Origin of the sequence: Actinomadura pelletieri DSM 43383, assembly GCF_003634705.1 — a bacterium.
In the GTDB taxonomy this organism is placed as follows: Bacteria; Actinomycetota; Actinomycetes; order Streptosporangiales; family Streptosporangiaceae; genus Spirillospora; species Spirillospora pelletieri.
On record NZ_RBWU01000001.1, the window covers coordinates 888097 to 900335 of the forward strand.

Genomic DNA, 12239 nt, shown 5'->3' on the forward strand with positions numbered 1-12239 from the left:
GCGCCGCGTCGCGTCCCGCTGCGCGACCGGAACCTGCTGCTGGTGGCCGCCGGGTACGCGCCGGTGTTCACGGAGACCCCTCTACACCGAGAGCAATGCCGTCGCCGAGACCTGCATCGAGGCCGGGACAGGAACTACGCGGCACCCGTCGTAGCGGAGCTGCTCCGCACGGACGCTGCGCTCACCCGCCGGGTTCGGGTGCACGATCACGGGCCCGCCGACCGGGACGTCCTTCATGTCTCCGCGGTGCTGGTCGAACACGACGGTCGGCTACGGGACGCGCCTGTGTACAGGGATGGCATCCCCTGGGTCCCCGTCCGGGAGGCTCCAGGGTTGAGCATTCACCGCGACGGCCCGCCACCGGCCCTCGGCGACACCCTCGCCCCGCTGGTGACGAGCGTGTGCGAGGCACTGTTCCCGCCCGACGACTCGAACACGGCCGAAGGCTGACCGACGATCGTGCCCTGGCCCGCAGAAGGGCGGACACAAGCAAATCGCCGGCACCCGTACGGGTACCGGCGACCTTCTGCCTCACTGGGCCTGGCGGAGGATGCGAGATTCGAACTCGCGAGCGCTTGCACGCAACACGCTTTCCAAGCGTGCGCCCTAGGCCACTAGGCGAATCCTCCACGGGGCAGCTTACCGGTTCTGGGGCAGTGACCTGACATCAATTACGGAGGCCACGGGGATCGGTCCGTAGACGTGCGGGAAGACCTCATCGCCGACCGGCTCATAGCGGACGGGGGCGTCCAGGCGGGACACGTCGATCACCAACAGGACCAGCTCAGAGGGAGGGACGGCGGCGTAGAACCGGTCCAGGACGCCGTCCACCTGGGGCATATCGGACGAGCAGTGGATGAAGCCCTCGTCGTCGAGCGTTCTGCCCAGGGTCGACATCCTGTACGGCCCTCCTGTGTCCTGAGCGGCCTGCCAATGGGACCGTTGGGCGATGTGCAGGAGCGTGTCGCGCGTCGAGGGAGGCATGCGGCGGAGACTACGCGCGTGAAGCGTGGCAATCCCGGGCGGGGGATGCCATAGACTGAGGTGGACCCCTCGCACGGCGTCACCCTGTGAACCTCCCCAGGGCCGGAAGGCAGCAAGGATAAGCAGGCTCTGGCGGGTGTGCGGGGGGTCCCTTGGTTTGACGGCGACCACCGCAGTTCGACGCTCTGCTTCCCGAGGAGGGCGGCCCCCGATGAGTCTGGCTCTGTACCGCAAGTACCGGCCAGCGACGTTCGCCGAGCTGAAAGGGCAGGAGCACGTCGCCGAGCCCCTCCAGCAGGCTCTGCGCAACGGTCGGATCAACCACGCGTACCTGTTCAGTGGTCCGCGCGGCTGCGGCAAGACGTCCAGCGCCCGTATCCTCGCCCGCTCGCTGAACTGCGAACAGGGGCCGACCCCCGACCCGTGCGGCAAGTGCGAGTCGTGCGTGGCGCTCGGCCCCGGCGGGCTCGGCCACATCGACGTGATCGAGATCGACGCCGCGTCCCACGGCGGTGTCGACGACGCCCGTGACCTGCGAGAACGAGCCTTCTTCACCCCCGTGTCGGCGCGCTTCAAGGTGTACATCATCGACGAGGCGCACATGGTCACCAGCGGCGGCTTCAACGCGCTGCTGAAGCTCGTCGAGGAGCCGCCGCCGCACCTGAAGTTCGTGTTCGCGACCACCGAGCCCGAAAAGGTCATCGGCACGATCAGGTCGCGCACGCACCACTACCCGTTCCGGCTGATTCCGCCGGGCGTCCTGCAGGAGCTCGTCGAGGAAATCCTGCAGGCCGAGGACGTGCCGTACGAGCCGTCCGCGCTGCCGCTGGCCGTCCGGGCCGGTGCGGGCTCCGCCCGCGACACACTCTCGATCCTCGACCAGCTCCTCGCCGGTTCGGACGAGAACGGCATCACCTACGCCCGCGCCGTCTCGCTGCTCGGATACACCGATTCGGCACTGCTGGACGAGGTCATCGCCGCCTTCGCGGGCCGGGACGGCGCCGCCGTCTTCGCCGCGATCGACCGGGTGATCGAAAGCGGCCAGGACCCGCGCCGATTCGCCGCCGACCTGCTGGAACGCTTCCGCGACCTGGTGATCTTGGCGAATGTCCCGGAGGCGGCCGGTTCGGGGCTGCTGAACGTCCCGCCGGACCAACTCGAGCAGATGCAACGCCAGGCGTCGTCGCTGGGCCCGGGGGAACTGACCCGCGCGGCCGACCTGCTGCACACCGGCCTCACCGAGATGCGCGGCGCCACGTCCCCGAGACTGCTGCTCGAACTGATCTGCGCCCGCATCCTCCTCCCGGCCGCATACGAGGACGAGTCGTCCGTCTTCGCCCGCCTGGACCACCTGGAACGCCAGGCCACCCAAGGCGGCTTCCCCGCCTCAGGCGCCCAGGGCTTTCCGTCGCCAACGTTCCAGTCCACCCCCCCACCAGCACCCCAGGGCATCTCTCAGGGCGGTGCATTCCAGAACGGCGGCCTGCCCCAGGGTGGCCCGCCTCATGGAGGCTCGACCCCAGGCGCCCCGTCCCACGGTGACGCATCACATGGGGGCCCGCCTCAGGGCAGCCCGTCTGGAACCGGTGCGTCTCAAGGCGGACCGTCCCAGGAGGCCCCATCTCAAGGCGGCCAACCCCACGGCGGTCCGTCTCAGAGCGGCTCGACCCAAGGCGCGCCCTCGCAAGGCGGCGCACCCCATGGGGCCCCGCCGCAAGGCACCCGATCACTTGGAGGCTCACCCCAGGGAGGCGTACCCCAGGGCGGCTCCCTCCAGGGCGGCGCGTCCCCAGGCTCAACCCTGGGCGCGGGCGGTAACCACAACGGCGGAGAGCAACCCCCACCTGTCCAAGGGGGCGACCCCACTGCCAGTGTCAATCCCCGTCCTACTGCGGCGCCACCAGGACACGAGTCTGTGGATAACCGCCGCGCGGCATCCGCTGGCGGCACTCCCGCCAGCGCAGGTGAAACGACCACCCAGCCCGCAGGTTCGGGCGGCGGGGTGGACATTTCCGCTGTTCAGCGGTTCTGGCCGGACATTGTGGAGGCCGTTAAGCAGAAGAGCCGCGCGACCTGGATGGTCATCATGTCCGGCGTGCAGCCGGTGGCCTTGGACGGCAGGGTCCTGACGCTCGGGTTCGATGCGGAAGGACGCCGCCTGGGCTTCGTCAACGGCGGCCGTGACGCCGTCCTGCGTGAGGTGTTCAAGGAGCGAATGGGGGTCGACTGGCGGATCGAGACCGTGGTCGGCGCAGCGCCCCCGCCCGGCCGATCAGGCCCTAGCGCCGGGTTCGGTGCGGCGGCGGCACCGAACCCGACACCGCAGCCGCGGTCGTCCGTCCAGCCGAACCCGCCACGGCCCGAACAGGCCCAGGAAGCGCCGCCTCCGCCGGACGAGCCGCCTCCGCCACCCGAACCGGTACCGGTGGACGAGAGCGACGAGGTCGACCCCGAAGGCGACGCGGACGCCGACGGCGTCGAGGCCGAGACCAGCGGCATGGCGCTCCTCCAGCGCGAACTCGGCGGCCAGATCATCCGAGAGTTCGACACCTCCACCACCCAGCCCTAACCCAACGACCACCACCCGCACCGGTCGCCGGGTAGGAACGACCATGGCTCGCATCGAGTACTACGACGATCCAGACGCACCGGCACCGAACTCCATGGTCGTGGCGGCCTCGGCCGTCGTCACCGACGAGCACGGAGAAGTACTAATGCAACGACGTGCGGACTCTGGGCTCTGGGCCTTGCCCGGCGGCGGGATGAACCTGGACGAGTCGCTACCGGAGACGGCCGTCCGGGAAGTCAAAGAAGAGACTGGCTACGACATCGAGGTCACCGGACTGGTCGGCATCTACACCGACCCGCGCCACATCATCGCTTACTCGGACGGCGAGGTGCGTCGCCAGTTCAACGTGTGCTTCAAGGCCCGCCTGCTGGGCGGCGACCTCCAGGTCAGTGACGAATCACTGGAAGTCCGTTGGACGCCGACCGAGGAGTTGGACGACCTGTCGATGCACCCGACGCAGCGGCTGAGACTGCGCCATTTCCACGCAGGTGGAAACTCGCCTCACCTCGGCTAGTGTTCGGCCGCTGGTCCACGCGAGATGCCGCTCAACCTCGCTGGCCACCGAACTAGCCGATCAAGCGCCTCCACCACAGCAGGCCGCATCACCGGGGCGTCTTCTACGGTCCCGCCCGCCCCGGCCACGTCCCGGACGGCCAGGACCCGACCCGCGCATCGTGCCGTCCGCGACTGCGATCAGACCCATGTACTCCGCGGGGACATGCGATGCCTTAAAAGGAGGTCGAGCGCTTCGGCTGCCTGTTTCACATCCCCACACGGAGACACGAACCCGTCGCGTCCGTTTCCTGCCTCGAAGTAGCCCCACGCCTGCCTCGGCATCGCTCGGACGGTCACCGCGGCCCCCACGGCATCGGCCGCTCCGCTCGCGTACACCCACAGCAGCGGTACAGGAAACCGGAACTCCTGCTTGTCGTACAAGCCGACACAACACCAGCCCAGAGGCAACAGCGCCACCCGGAGCAGTTCCAGCCGTTGTACCGCCGCATCGTGTCCCGCGAACGTCCGCCACTCCAGCACGACCCGAGACCGGCCGATCATCTGACGCAGTCCTCGCGCCACCTCGACCGCGTCACTCCGACACACGTGCCCACGTCCATTTCCCGTGGGGCTGTGTCCGGGACACACCGAACCTGGTCGCCAACGCTGCCACGATCGGCAGCCCTCGGCCGCTCGTCTCGTCTTCGAGTCCTGCCTCCAGCGGACCCGTCGCATTGGACGCAGTCTCCGCGACTCGTCCGCGCAGAGGCAACACGTCCGAGCCGTCCCACACCCCGAGCAGCACGCCGTGCGGCTCGCGCGTGAACCTGACCCGGATCTGTGGGCCGAACGTGTGCTGCACAGCGTTCGTAACCAGCTCGCTGGCGATCAGCGTCACATCGTCGACGAGTTGAGCGAGACCCCACTCGATGAGCCGCAGTTCCACCAGCATCCGAACCTGCCCTGGAACCGTCGGTGCGGGTCGGAACGTCACGTCCAGGACCTGGACGTCCATTGCGTCCACGCCGCTGCCCGCCATCACGACCCCCGCGCGATCTGCCGCAGGACCAGGATCGCCCGTTCCGCCACCGCCGACTCAGCCCCGACGTCCCCGATGACGTGGCCGCGCGCACCGCCCCACCGGAATCGCCGCCCGTCGCACACGATGACCCGCCCACGTTGGGTAACCAGCGTCTCCCCGTTCACCGTGGCGGGGTATCCCCGCTGCTTGAACTCGACCGCCAACTTCTCCAGCGGCCTCCCCGTAACATCGACCATTAGTCCGGCTCCTTCCAGTCGGGCTGTTTTGGGGCCGGTCCCCAGGACGTAGTGCTGGTGACACCTTCCTGAGGACCGGCTTCTTCACTTGTGTCGGCCGCGCCGCGCGGCGCCCGCCAGAGAGCGATCCGAAACCGCGCCTCCGCCGGTGGTCGTCATCGGCGTGCGACAGCTCCCCGCGTCCTCTGCACCTGGCGTGGCCGCTTCTCCCTTGCGCTCGCGGCAGAACGAGCCCGGACCGGCGCAGAACCCTGTGAGGCGGTCGTGGCGCGCTTCCTGTGGACGCCGGTCGGACGCAGGAACAAGCAGGGGTACAGCAGAAACCCGATCAGACCGGCCCCGACGAGCAGTGCCGACTGCCATATGACCTGGGCGAGCATCGCAGTCACCCCACGTTCCGGGACGCGTTCTGCCATCGGGTTCGGATCAGCGATGGGGCCGGTAGAAAGCGGACAATAACTGACCATACGCTTCCGTTCCACATATAAGGCTCCATCTGCCATTCTTCGGACTTTCGATAGCGGGGCAAGGGAACACTTGCCTGATTTGGCTCCCGGTCGCGCGATCCGAGGGATAGAATGCTCACAGGAGAAGACGCGCGCTAGTTGTACGGGCATTTTTACTACCCCCCGGAGTGCCACATGAGTGCCGCCGACGATCTTCGCCCAGAGGACTCGTTCTGGAATCTGATCGCCGTCTACCTGCGAACAGAGCGTCTACGACGCGGGCTCTCGCAGTCCCAGGTCGCCGAGATCATTCAGGCCGACAAACAGCGAGTAGCAAACACAGAGGCCGGACGCCTCCACATGACCTCCGTCCAAGCCGAGCTACTTGACGAGGCTTGGGGTACTTTATTCCGAGTCCTCCGCAAGTACGCCGTCGCCCTCGGCCGCGACCAAGAATGGTGGAAGCAACTGGTCGACTTCGAGATGGACGCGTTGATCATCAAGCTTCACATCTCGAAGTACATCCCGGTCCCGTTCCAGACGGAGGCGTACGCACGGCATCTGCTGACAACCGTACGTGTCGTCCGAGATGTTGAGGCTGCCGTCCGGGAGCGACTGGCCCGGTCTAAGCTTCTGCTGGGCCAGCTCCCGAAGCTGGAACTCTGGGCCCTGATCGACGAGGAGGCTCTTGACCCACCAATCCCTGTCGAGGACAAGCGGGGGCAACTCCAAGCGCTTCTGGGCCTCACCGAACAGACCAGCGTGAGAATCATCCCGGCAAGAACCTGGCATGTTGGCTCAGACGGGAACTTCGAGCTGATCACCACATCATCCGGGGCAAATGTGGGTTACATGTGGGCGCAGCTAGGGGGCAAACTGGTTCATGACGCCGTGGAAGTCAGGGAACTGGCCCTACGGTATGACCGAATTGGGGCCAAGGCCCTGACCGAAGAAAGCTCTCGAGAGCTGATAGCCCAAAGGTTGGAGCATCTCCGATGAACATCGAGTGGCGCAAGAGCAGCAGGTCAGGCGGCGGCGGGGGCACCATGGGCGACTGTGTCGAACTGGCTTCCATGAACGGCAAGATCGGTATCCGCGACAGCAAGAGCCCCCACAGCGGTCACCTGATGGTTGGCCGCGTCGCCTTGCGTGACCTTGTCAACGAGATCAAGGCTGGCGACCTGGACCTCTAGTCCTCCTAGCAAGAGATGGAGCGTCTCTGGTGAACATCGAGTGGCGCAAGAGCAGCCGATCCGGCGCGGGCGGCGGGACCGCTGGCGACTGTGTCGAACTAGCTTCCTTGAACGGCAAGATCGGTATCCGCGACAGCAAGAACCCTCGCAAGGGCCACCTAACGGTTGGCCGTGATGTTCTGCGTGACCTGGTCAACGAGATCAAGACCGGCGACTTGGACCTGTAGCCCTGCCAGCAAAGGATGGAGCGTCCTCAGTGAACGTCGAGTGGCGCAAGAGCAGCAGGTCAGGCGGCGGCGGGGGCACCATGGGCGACTGTGTCGAACTGGCTTCCATGAACGGCAAGATCGGTATTCGCGACAGCAAGAACCCCAATCACGGTCACCTGACGGTTGGTCGTGATGCCCTCCGTGACCTGGTCAACGAGATCAAGTCCGGCGACCTGGACCTGTAGCCCTTCCAGCAAAGGATGGAGCGTCCTCAATGGGCGTCGAGTGGCGCAAGAGCAGCAAGTCAGGCACCACCGGCGGGACGTCCGGTGACTGTGTGGAGCTGGCCTTGCTGGGCGGTGTGATCAGCATTCGCGACAGCAAGAACCCTCGCAAGGGCCACCTGACGGTTGGCCGTGGCGCCCTGCGTGACCTCGTTAACGAGATCAAGTCCGGGGGCCTGGACCTGTAGCCCTGCCAGCAAAGGATGGAGCGTCCTCAGTGAACGTCGAGTGGCGCAAGAGCAGTAGATCGGGCATGGGCGGGACGGCTGGTGACTGTGTCGAGCTGGCCTCGCTTGGCGGCAAGATCGGTATTCGCGACAGCAAGAACCCCCATCACGGTCACCTCGCCGTCTCTCGTGACACCTTCCGTGTCCTCATCACCCGAATCAAATCCAGCGACCTGAACCTCTAGGGCTGTGACGGCTCTTCGGGGCCGCCCCTCTGGTTCTCCGCGGGTTCCAGGCCCTTCGCTGAGGTGGCGAAGGGCCCGGAGCTGGCGGGTTACTCGTCCAGGTAGAGCAGGGCGGTGATGGTCTTCTTGCAGATGTCGCAATGCATGGGGGCCTCCTCGGAGGCGAGGTCGCACTCGACGGTGGTGACCCGATCGATTACTCCGGATGCCGCCTCGGTGGCCCAGGCCTGAGCCCAGCGGCGGGTGTTGGCGGCGAGGTCATCCACGTAGCGTCCGGTCATCTCGTAGAAGGCGCGGACGCCGTGTTCCTTCATGTAGCGCCAGTTGAACTGGAGCGACAGAAGCGCGATGGGGAAGGGGTGCTCGACCAGGCCTCGGGCCCAGCGTTCGGAGACGTCGTCGATGTCCAGGCGCGCGGCGCGCTGGTCCAGGATCTGCCACATGCCTTTCTGGTCGTACTCGGTGAGTACATCGTCGAGGAGCGTGCGGGCGTTGCCGAGGTTGCGGGCCTTGTCGTCGAACAGACCAGAAACGGTCCGGCTGAGCTGTTCGTCGGGCTTCTTACGCGCTTGGTCGATGGCCTGCTTGAGTTGGACGGCGTAGGCCGCTTCCCACGACAGGCATTCCCCGAAGGCCGACCATGGGTCGGGGAATCCCCTCTGCTGGATCGTCGCGAAGATGCGATCGCCTTGCACACCCATCCTGGCTCCCATCATGGAGTTACTCTGACGGCGCGCACCTCCCGGTGAGGTACGCGGCAAGCTCATCGGTCGGGACCTGAGCCTGTTCGCCGGTGTCCATGTCCCGTACCGTGATGACCCCCGCGTCCTTGTCGGCCGCCCCGTAGATCAGTGCGAATCGCGCCTTGCGGTCGGCCGCCCATTTGAGCTGCTTGGCCAGCTTGCGGCTGGCGGCCAGATACACCTCGGTCCGCAGGCCGACGTCCCGGAGACGCGCGGCGAAGCCCATGACCTCGGACGCGGTGTCCTCGGCGATCACCGTGGCGGCGACATCGATTCGGTGTTCGGCGCCGTCGTCGCTGCTGAGCAACCCGATGATGCGTTCGACGCCGAGGGAGCCGCCGCAGGCCGGGACGTCCGGACCGCCGAGTGCAGAGATCAGGCCGTCATAGCGGCCTCCGCTGGCGATCGATCCCGGCATTCCCTCGGCGACCACCTCGAAGATCACGCCGGTGTAGTAGTCAAGGCCCCGGACCAGGCTCGGGACGAACGCGATCCGCTCGGCTCCTACCCTCGGTGACGCCAACTCCAGCAACTGGCCGATCTCGTCCAGTCCCGCGCGTCCGACTTCGCTGTCTTTCAACACGGTCTGCATTCGTTCCACGGCATCGGCGGCTGTCAGGTCGCCCACCAGCGCAGTCGCGATGTCGGATTCCAGCGACCGGGCCTCCACCAACTCGGCCGACACCTTCTCCGGCGACAGCTTGTCGAGCTTGTCCAAGGTGATGAGCACGCCACCGCCGAGATCCGCCGGTATGCCATAGGCCTCCAGCAGTCCTGACAACGCCTGCCGCGAGTTCACCAGGACCCGATAGTTGCGCACGCCAACCGCGTCCAGCGCATCGGTGAGGGCGCACACCACCTCGGCGTCGGCGAGCGGCGACCCCGACCCGACCACGTCCACATCGCACTGTGCGAATTCCCGGAACCGGCCCTTGCCCGGACGGTCGGCCCGCCACACAGGCCCCATCGCGTACCGCTTGTACGGTGTCGGAAGCTGTGAACCGTAACCGGCGACGACCCGCGCAAGCGGGACGGTCATGTCGTAGCGCAACGCCAGGTCGGCCTCTCCCGTGGCCTCATGCTCCCCACGGCGCAGGATCTTGAAGATCAGCTTGTCGCCCTCGTCGCCGTACTTGCCGGTCAGGGTCTCCAGCCGCTCGAAGGCGGGCGTCTGCAACGGCTCGAACCCATACCGCTCGAAGACCTCGCGAATTCGTGCGAACACGCGCTCGCGGGTGCGCAGCGCACCGGCGAGGAAGTCACGGGTGCCTGATGGGGGCTCGAACTGTCGTGACGCCATGGCAACTCCTGACCAAGGTAACTGACTAACGCGACAAGACAAGTAATGGGAACAGGGCCGCATCCGGACGTTGAACGAACCAGAGGGCCAACGCCCTCCGATGCTATCGGCCACCGTTGCGCTACGGATCGTCCTAGAAAACGCGCGTCAAGCTGGTCGGAAGCCCATCCCTGAGTCCCGCTTGGGCCCTACGCCTTTGCTCGCGCGACGCGCACGGGTCCGGTCCGTCCCAGAGGGCGCACCCCGGGTGGTGCACCCGGGACCGCGCACCCAGGGCCGTGCACCCAGGGCCGTGCACTCAGGGCCGTGCACCCAGGGTGGTGTGTCCCTGGGCCGCACGCCCGGGCCGCACACCTGGGTCGCACACCTGGGTCGCACACCTGGGTCGCACACCTGGGTCGCACACCTGGGTCGCACACCTGGGTCGCACACCTGGGTCGCGCGCCCAGGGCCGCGCGCCCAGGGCCGCACACCCCGGCCGCACACCCCGGGTCGCAGATCCCGGGTCGCACCCCCGGGTCGCACCCCCGGGTCGCGCGCCCAGGGTGGTGTGTCCCAGGGCGGCTCGTCCCAAGACGCAACCGAAGGTGGCGGGTCCAGGGTGGTGTGTCCCAAGGCGCAACCCAAGGCGCGGCCGGTGTACACAACGGCGGAGAGCAACCCCCACCCAGGGGGCGACCCCACTCCGCCGCCGACCGCGCCGCCGACCGCGCCGACGGATCCGACCTGGTCGGGCGCCTCCCAACGGCGCAGCGCCTTCTCATCCACCACGGGCCGCCAGGTCGGCGTCGATGCGGGTGAGGGTTCCGGTGGCGGAGTGCCGCAGCGCGGCGGTGGACAGTTCGACGGGCCAGCCGCGGCTCGCTCACCCCCCGGCACCGCGTCCAGCACCTCGTCCACCGCCGCCGCGGCCCGCCCAGTGTCAACGCCCGTCCTACAACGGCGCCACCGAGACACGAGTCTGTGGATAACCGCCGCGCGGTGCCCGGTGGCGGCTCTCCCGCCCACGCAGCCCGCGGGTTCGGGACGGGCATTTCCGCTGTTCAGCGGTTTTCGTCGGACGTTGCCGAGCCTGTTAAGCAGAAGAGCCGCGCGACCTGGGTGGCCATGTCCGCAACTGGTGCCCCTAGACGGCAGGGTCCTGACGCTCGGGTTCGATGCGGAAGGACGCCGGGTGGGTCAGGTTGTGCAGTGTTTGTCGGTGTCGCGGCGGACGGTGGCGCCGGTGAACTCCTCGACGATGGCGAGGTTCGGGGCGGAGTAGTTCGATGCGGTGATCTTGTCGGCGTCGGGGCTGCCGAGTTTGTCGGCGTAGGGGGCGGACTTGTCCAGCCAGTACGCCGTGCGTAGGAACTGGATCAGGACGAGTTCGCGCAGCTTCGGCTCGTTCTTGATCTTGGCCCAGTAGTCGGGGTGCTTGTCCTTGGCTGTCCGCAGGTAGAGCAGCAGGTAGCGGAGGTTGGTGGCCGCGATGTCGCGGGAGTTGCTCGCGCCGACTCCCTTGATGTACTCCTGCACCACGGTGGCGGCGGGCAGACCCATCAGTCCGGCGTTGAGTTCCGCCAGGACGCCCTGAAGTTTGTAGGTGCCCTGCTGGGAGTCGCGCAGATAGATGCCGTCCATGCTGTCGCTCAGTTTGTCGGTGATGAGCGGCAGGATCTCCCGGCGAGGGAAGCCGCCGTGCAGCGGGACGGCGGTCGCCTGCTGTGAGGCGTTGATCCAGGACGCGATGTGCACGTCCCACCTCGTCCGGGCCGGGTCCAGGTCCCACATGTGGGTTTCCTCGTGGATCGCGACCATCATCGACTCGGCGAAGCCTTCGAAGTTCCGCTTGTTCACGAACTGGTCCCAGTACTTGTCCTTCTCCTGGGCGATGGCGAGCTTCTCCCCGCTGGGCCAGCGGCGCCGGTACATCTCCTGCAGGGTCGGCATCCAGTTCGTGGCACTGAAGCGTGATTTGAGGTCGCTGATGTCGGCCGCCGGGGTCGAGGGTTCTTCGTAACAGAAGGGGGCCTTCGGCGTGGGTGCGGCGGCGGCCACGTGGCCGGGGAGCAGGGACAGGGCGACGGTGGCGGACAACAGTGTCAGACGGCCGGTACGTTTCACGGGGACCTCGCTTCGGCGGTGGCCGTGCCGGTCGCGACCCGACATGGCGCGATTCGGGGATGGTATTTGGCTTCTACCTTTGTCGCCTCCGTTGACCGGCGAGAATAACAGTTGAATGGTCCTCGAAAGCGCAGCTCAGGACCGGTGTGTCTTACTTCGGAACGCTAAAATTTCGATTTTCGGAGAAGATCGTCTTTGCGTGTTCGGGAACCGGAATCGG

General features: G+C 66.9%; 15 protein-coding genes, 1 tRNA gene and 1 other RNA gene. 9 read left to right on the forward strand and 8 right to left on the reverse strand.

The features are described from left to right. Positions 1 to 541 precede the first annotated feature (541 nt). Both BZB76_RS04020 and BZB76_RS04025 read right to left on the reverse strand, forming a co-directional pair. Positions 542 to 629, reverse strand: a tRNA-Ser gene (locus BZB76_RS04020). Between the two features lie 10 nt (positions 630 to 639). Continuing rightward, the gene (locus BZB76_RS04025) at positions 640 to 984 is read right to left on the reverse strand and encodes a DUF952 domain-containing protein (protein ID WP_121432897.1); all 345 of its coding nucleotides are present in this window, start codon (positions 982 to 984) and stop codon (positions 640 to 642) included. A gap of 60 nt (positions 985 to 1044) precedes the next feature. On the opposite strand from BZB76_RS04025, the gene ffs reads away from it, so the two are divergent. The 3 genes from ffs to BZB76_RS04040 all read left to right on the forward strand — a co-directional run bounded on the left by ffs (position 1045) and on the right by BZB76_RS04040 (position 4067). Then, positions 1045 to 1140: signal recognition particle sRNA small type (ffs, locus tag BZB76_RS04030), an RNA gene on the forward strand. A 55-nt stretch (positions 1141 to 1195) separates the two neighbouring features. Next, the gene (locus BZB76_RS04035; RefSeq protein ID WP_121432898.1) at positions 1196 to 3553 is read left to right on the forward strand and encodes a DNA polymerase III subunit gamma and tau; all 2358 of its coding nucleotides are present in this window, start codon (positions 1196 to 1198) and stop codon (positions 3551 to 3553) included. Positions 3554 to 3596: 43 nt separating this feature from the next. Then, a complete protein-coding gene (locus BZB76_RS04040; protein WP_121432899.1) occupies positions 3597 to 4067 on the forward strand; it encodes an NUDIX hydrolase in 471 nt (156 codons plus the stop codon). 179 nt (positions 4068 to 4246) lie between these two features. On the opposite strand, the gene BZB76_RS04045 is transcribed toward BZB76_RS04040, so the two are convergent. Genes BZB76_RS04045 through BZB76_RS04055 form a run of 3 tightly spaced genes read right to left on the reverse strand, consistent with a single transcriptional unit; the run spans position 4247 to position 5326 of the window. Beyond that, entirely contained in the window at positions 4247 to 4609 is a 363-nt protein-coding gene (locus tag BZB76_RS04045; protein ID WP_121432900.1) for a hypothetical protein, read from the reverse strand. 31 nt (positions 4610 to 4640) lie between these two features. Beyond that, entirely contained in the window at positions 4641 to 5087 is a 447-nt protein-coding gene (locus BZB76_RS04050) for an ATP-binding protein (protein ID WP_121432901.1), read from the reverse strand. Beyond that, positions 5087 to 5326: a hypothetical protein gene (locus BZB76_RS04055; protein WP_121432902.1), complete on the reverse strand. Its 240-nt coding sequence runs from the start codon at positions 5324 to 5326 to the stop codon at positions 5087 to 5089. The genes BZB76_RS04050 and BZB76_RS04055 overlap by 1 nt, the downstream gene beginning before the upstream one ends. A gap of 641 nt (positions 5327 to 5967) precedes the next feature. On the opposite strand from BZB76_RS04055, the gene BZB76_RS04060 reads away from it, so the two are divergent. The 6 genes from BZB76_RS04060 to BZB76_RS04085 are packed head-to-tail and all read left to right on the forward strand — an operon-like array spanning position 5968 to position 7870. Beyond that, positions 5968 to 6771, forward strand: coding sequence for a DUF5753 domain-containing protein (locus tag BZB76_RS04060; protein WP_121432903.1), 804 nt, complete (start codon positions 5968 to 5970; stop codon positions 6769 to 6771). Then, complete coding sequence (locus BZB76_RS04065) at positions 6768 to 6965, forward strand: DUF397 domain-containing protein (RefSeq protein WP_121432904.1); 198 nt, start codon at positions 6768 to 6770, stop codon at positions 6963 to 6965. Before BZB76_RS04060 ends, BZB76_RS04065 begins: the two co-directional genes overlap by 4 nt. 29 nt (positions 6966 to 6994) lie before the next feature. Continuing rightward, positions 6995 to 7192 carry a DUF397 domain-containing protein gene (locus tag BZB76_RS04070; protein WP_121432905.1) on the forward strand — a complete coding sequence of 66 codons (198 nt, stop codon included), beginning with the start codon at positions 6995 to 6997 and terminating at the stop codon, positions 7190 to 7192. 29 nt (positions 7193 to 7221) lie between these two features. Further along, entirely contained in the window at positions 7222 to 7419 is a 198-nt protein-coding gene (locus BZB76_RS04075; RefSeq protein ID WP_121432906.1) for a DUF397 domain-containing protein, read from the forward strand. Between the two features lie 29 nt (positions 7420 to 7448). After that, positions 7449 to 7646: a DUF397 domain-containing protein gene (locus tag BZB76_RS04080; protein ID WP_121432907.1), complete on the forward strand. Its 198-nt coding sequence runs from the start codon at positions 7449 to 7451 to the stop codon at positions 7644 to 7646. A gap of 29 nt (positions 7647 to 7675) precedes the next feature. After that, positions 7676 to 7870 carry a DUF397 domain-containing protein gene (locus BZB76_RS04085; RefSeq protein WP_121432908.1) on the forward strand — a complete coding sequence of 65 codons (195 nt, stop codon included), beginning with the start codon at positions 7676 to 7678 and terminating at the stop codon, positions 7868 to 7870. An 89-nt stretch (positions 7871 to 7959) separates the two neighbouring features. Here the strand turns inward: BZB76_RS04085 and BZB76_RS04090 are convergent, their stop codons facing one another. From BZB76_RS04090 to BZB76_RS04100, 3 genes are all read right to left on the reverse strand, one after another. Continuing rightward, entirely contained in the window at positions 7960 to 8571 is a 612-nt protein-coding gene (locus BZB76_RS04090; protein WP_121432909.1) for a hypothetical protein, read from the reverse strand. A gap of 19 nt (positions 8572 to 8590) precedes the next feature. Next, the gene (hisS, locus tag BZB76_RS04095) at positions 8591 to 9913 is read right to left on the reverse strand and encodes a histidine--tRNA ligase (RefSeq protein ID WP_121432910.1); all 1323 of its coding nucleotides are present in this window, start codon (positions 9911 to 9913) and stop codon (positions 8591 to 8593) included. A 1179-nt stretch (positions 9914 to 11092) separates the two neighbouring features. Beyond that, positions 11093 to 12019 (reverse strand): hypothetical protein, encoded by a 927-nt coding sequence (locus BZB76_RS04100; RefSeq protein ID WP_211342813.1) that lies wholly within the window; start codon positions 12017 to 12019, stop codon positions 11093 to 11095. Between the last annotated feature and the right edge of the window lie 220 nt (positions 12020 to 12239).

Coding starts and splice junctions, on each gene's coding strand:
- BZB76_RS04025 (WP_121432897.1), bottom strand. CDS start 984: ATGCCTCCCTCGACGCGCGACACGCTCCTGCACATCGCCCAACGGTCC.
- BZB76_RS04035 (WP_121432898.1), top strand. CDS start 1,196: ATGAGTCTGGCTCTGTACCGCAAGTACCGGCCAGCGACGTTCGCCGAG.
- BZB76_RS04040 (WP_121432899.1), top strand. CDS start 3,597: ATGGCTCGCATCGAGTACTACGACGATCCAGACGCACCGGCACCGAAC.
- BZB76_RS04045 (WP_121432900.1), bottom strand. CDS start 4,609: ATGATCGGCCGGTCTCGGGTCGTGCTGGAGTGGCGGACGTTCGCGGGA.
- BZB76_RS04050 (WP_121432901.1), bottom strand. CDS start 5,087: ATGGCGGGCAGCGGCGTGGACGCAATGGACGTCCAGGTCCTGGACGTG.
- BZB76_RS04055 (WP_121432902.1), bottom strand. CDS start 5,326: ATGGTCGATGTTACGGGGAGGCCGCTGGAGAAGTTGGCGGTCGAGTTC.
- BZB76_RS04060 (WP_121432903.1), top strand. CDS start 5,968: ATGAGTGCCGCCGACGATCTTCGCCCAGAGGACTCGTTCTGGAATCTG.
- BZB76_RS04065 (WP_121432904.1), top strand. CDS start 6,768: ATGAACATCGAGTGGCGCAAGAGCAGCAGGTCAGGCGGCGGCGGGGGC.
- BZB76_RS04080 (WP_121432907.1), top strand. CDS start 7,449: ATGGGCGTCGAGTGGCGCAAGAGCAGCAAGTCAGGCACCACCGGCGGG.
- BZB76_RS04090 (WP_121432909.1), bottom strand. CDS start 8,571: ATGGGTGTGCAAGGCGATCGCATCTTCGCGACGATCCAGCAGAGGGGA.
- hisS (WP_121432910.1), bottom strand. CDS start 9,913: ATGGCGTCACGACAGTTCGAGCCCCCATCAGGCACCCGTGACTTCCTC.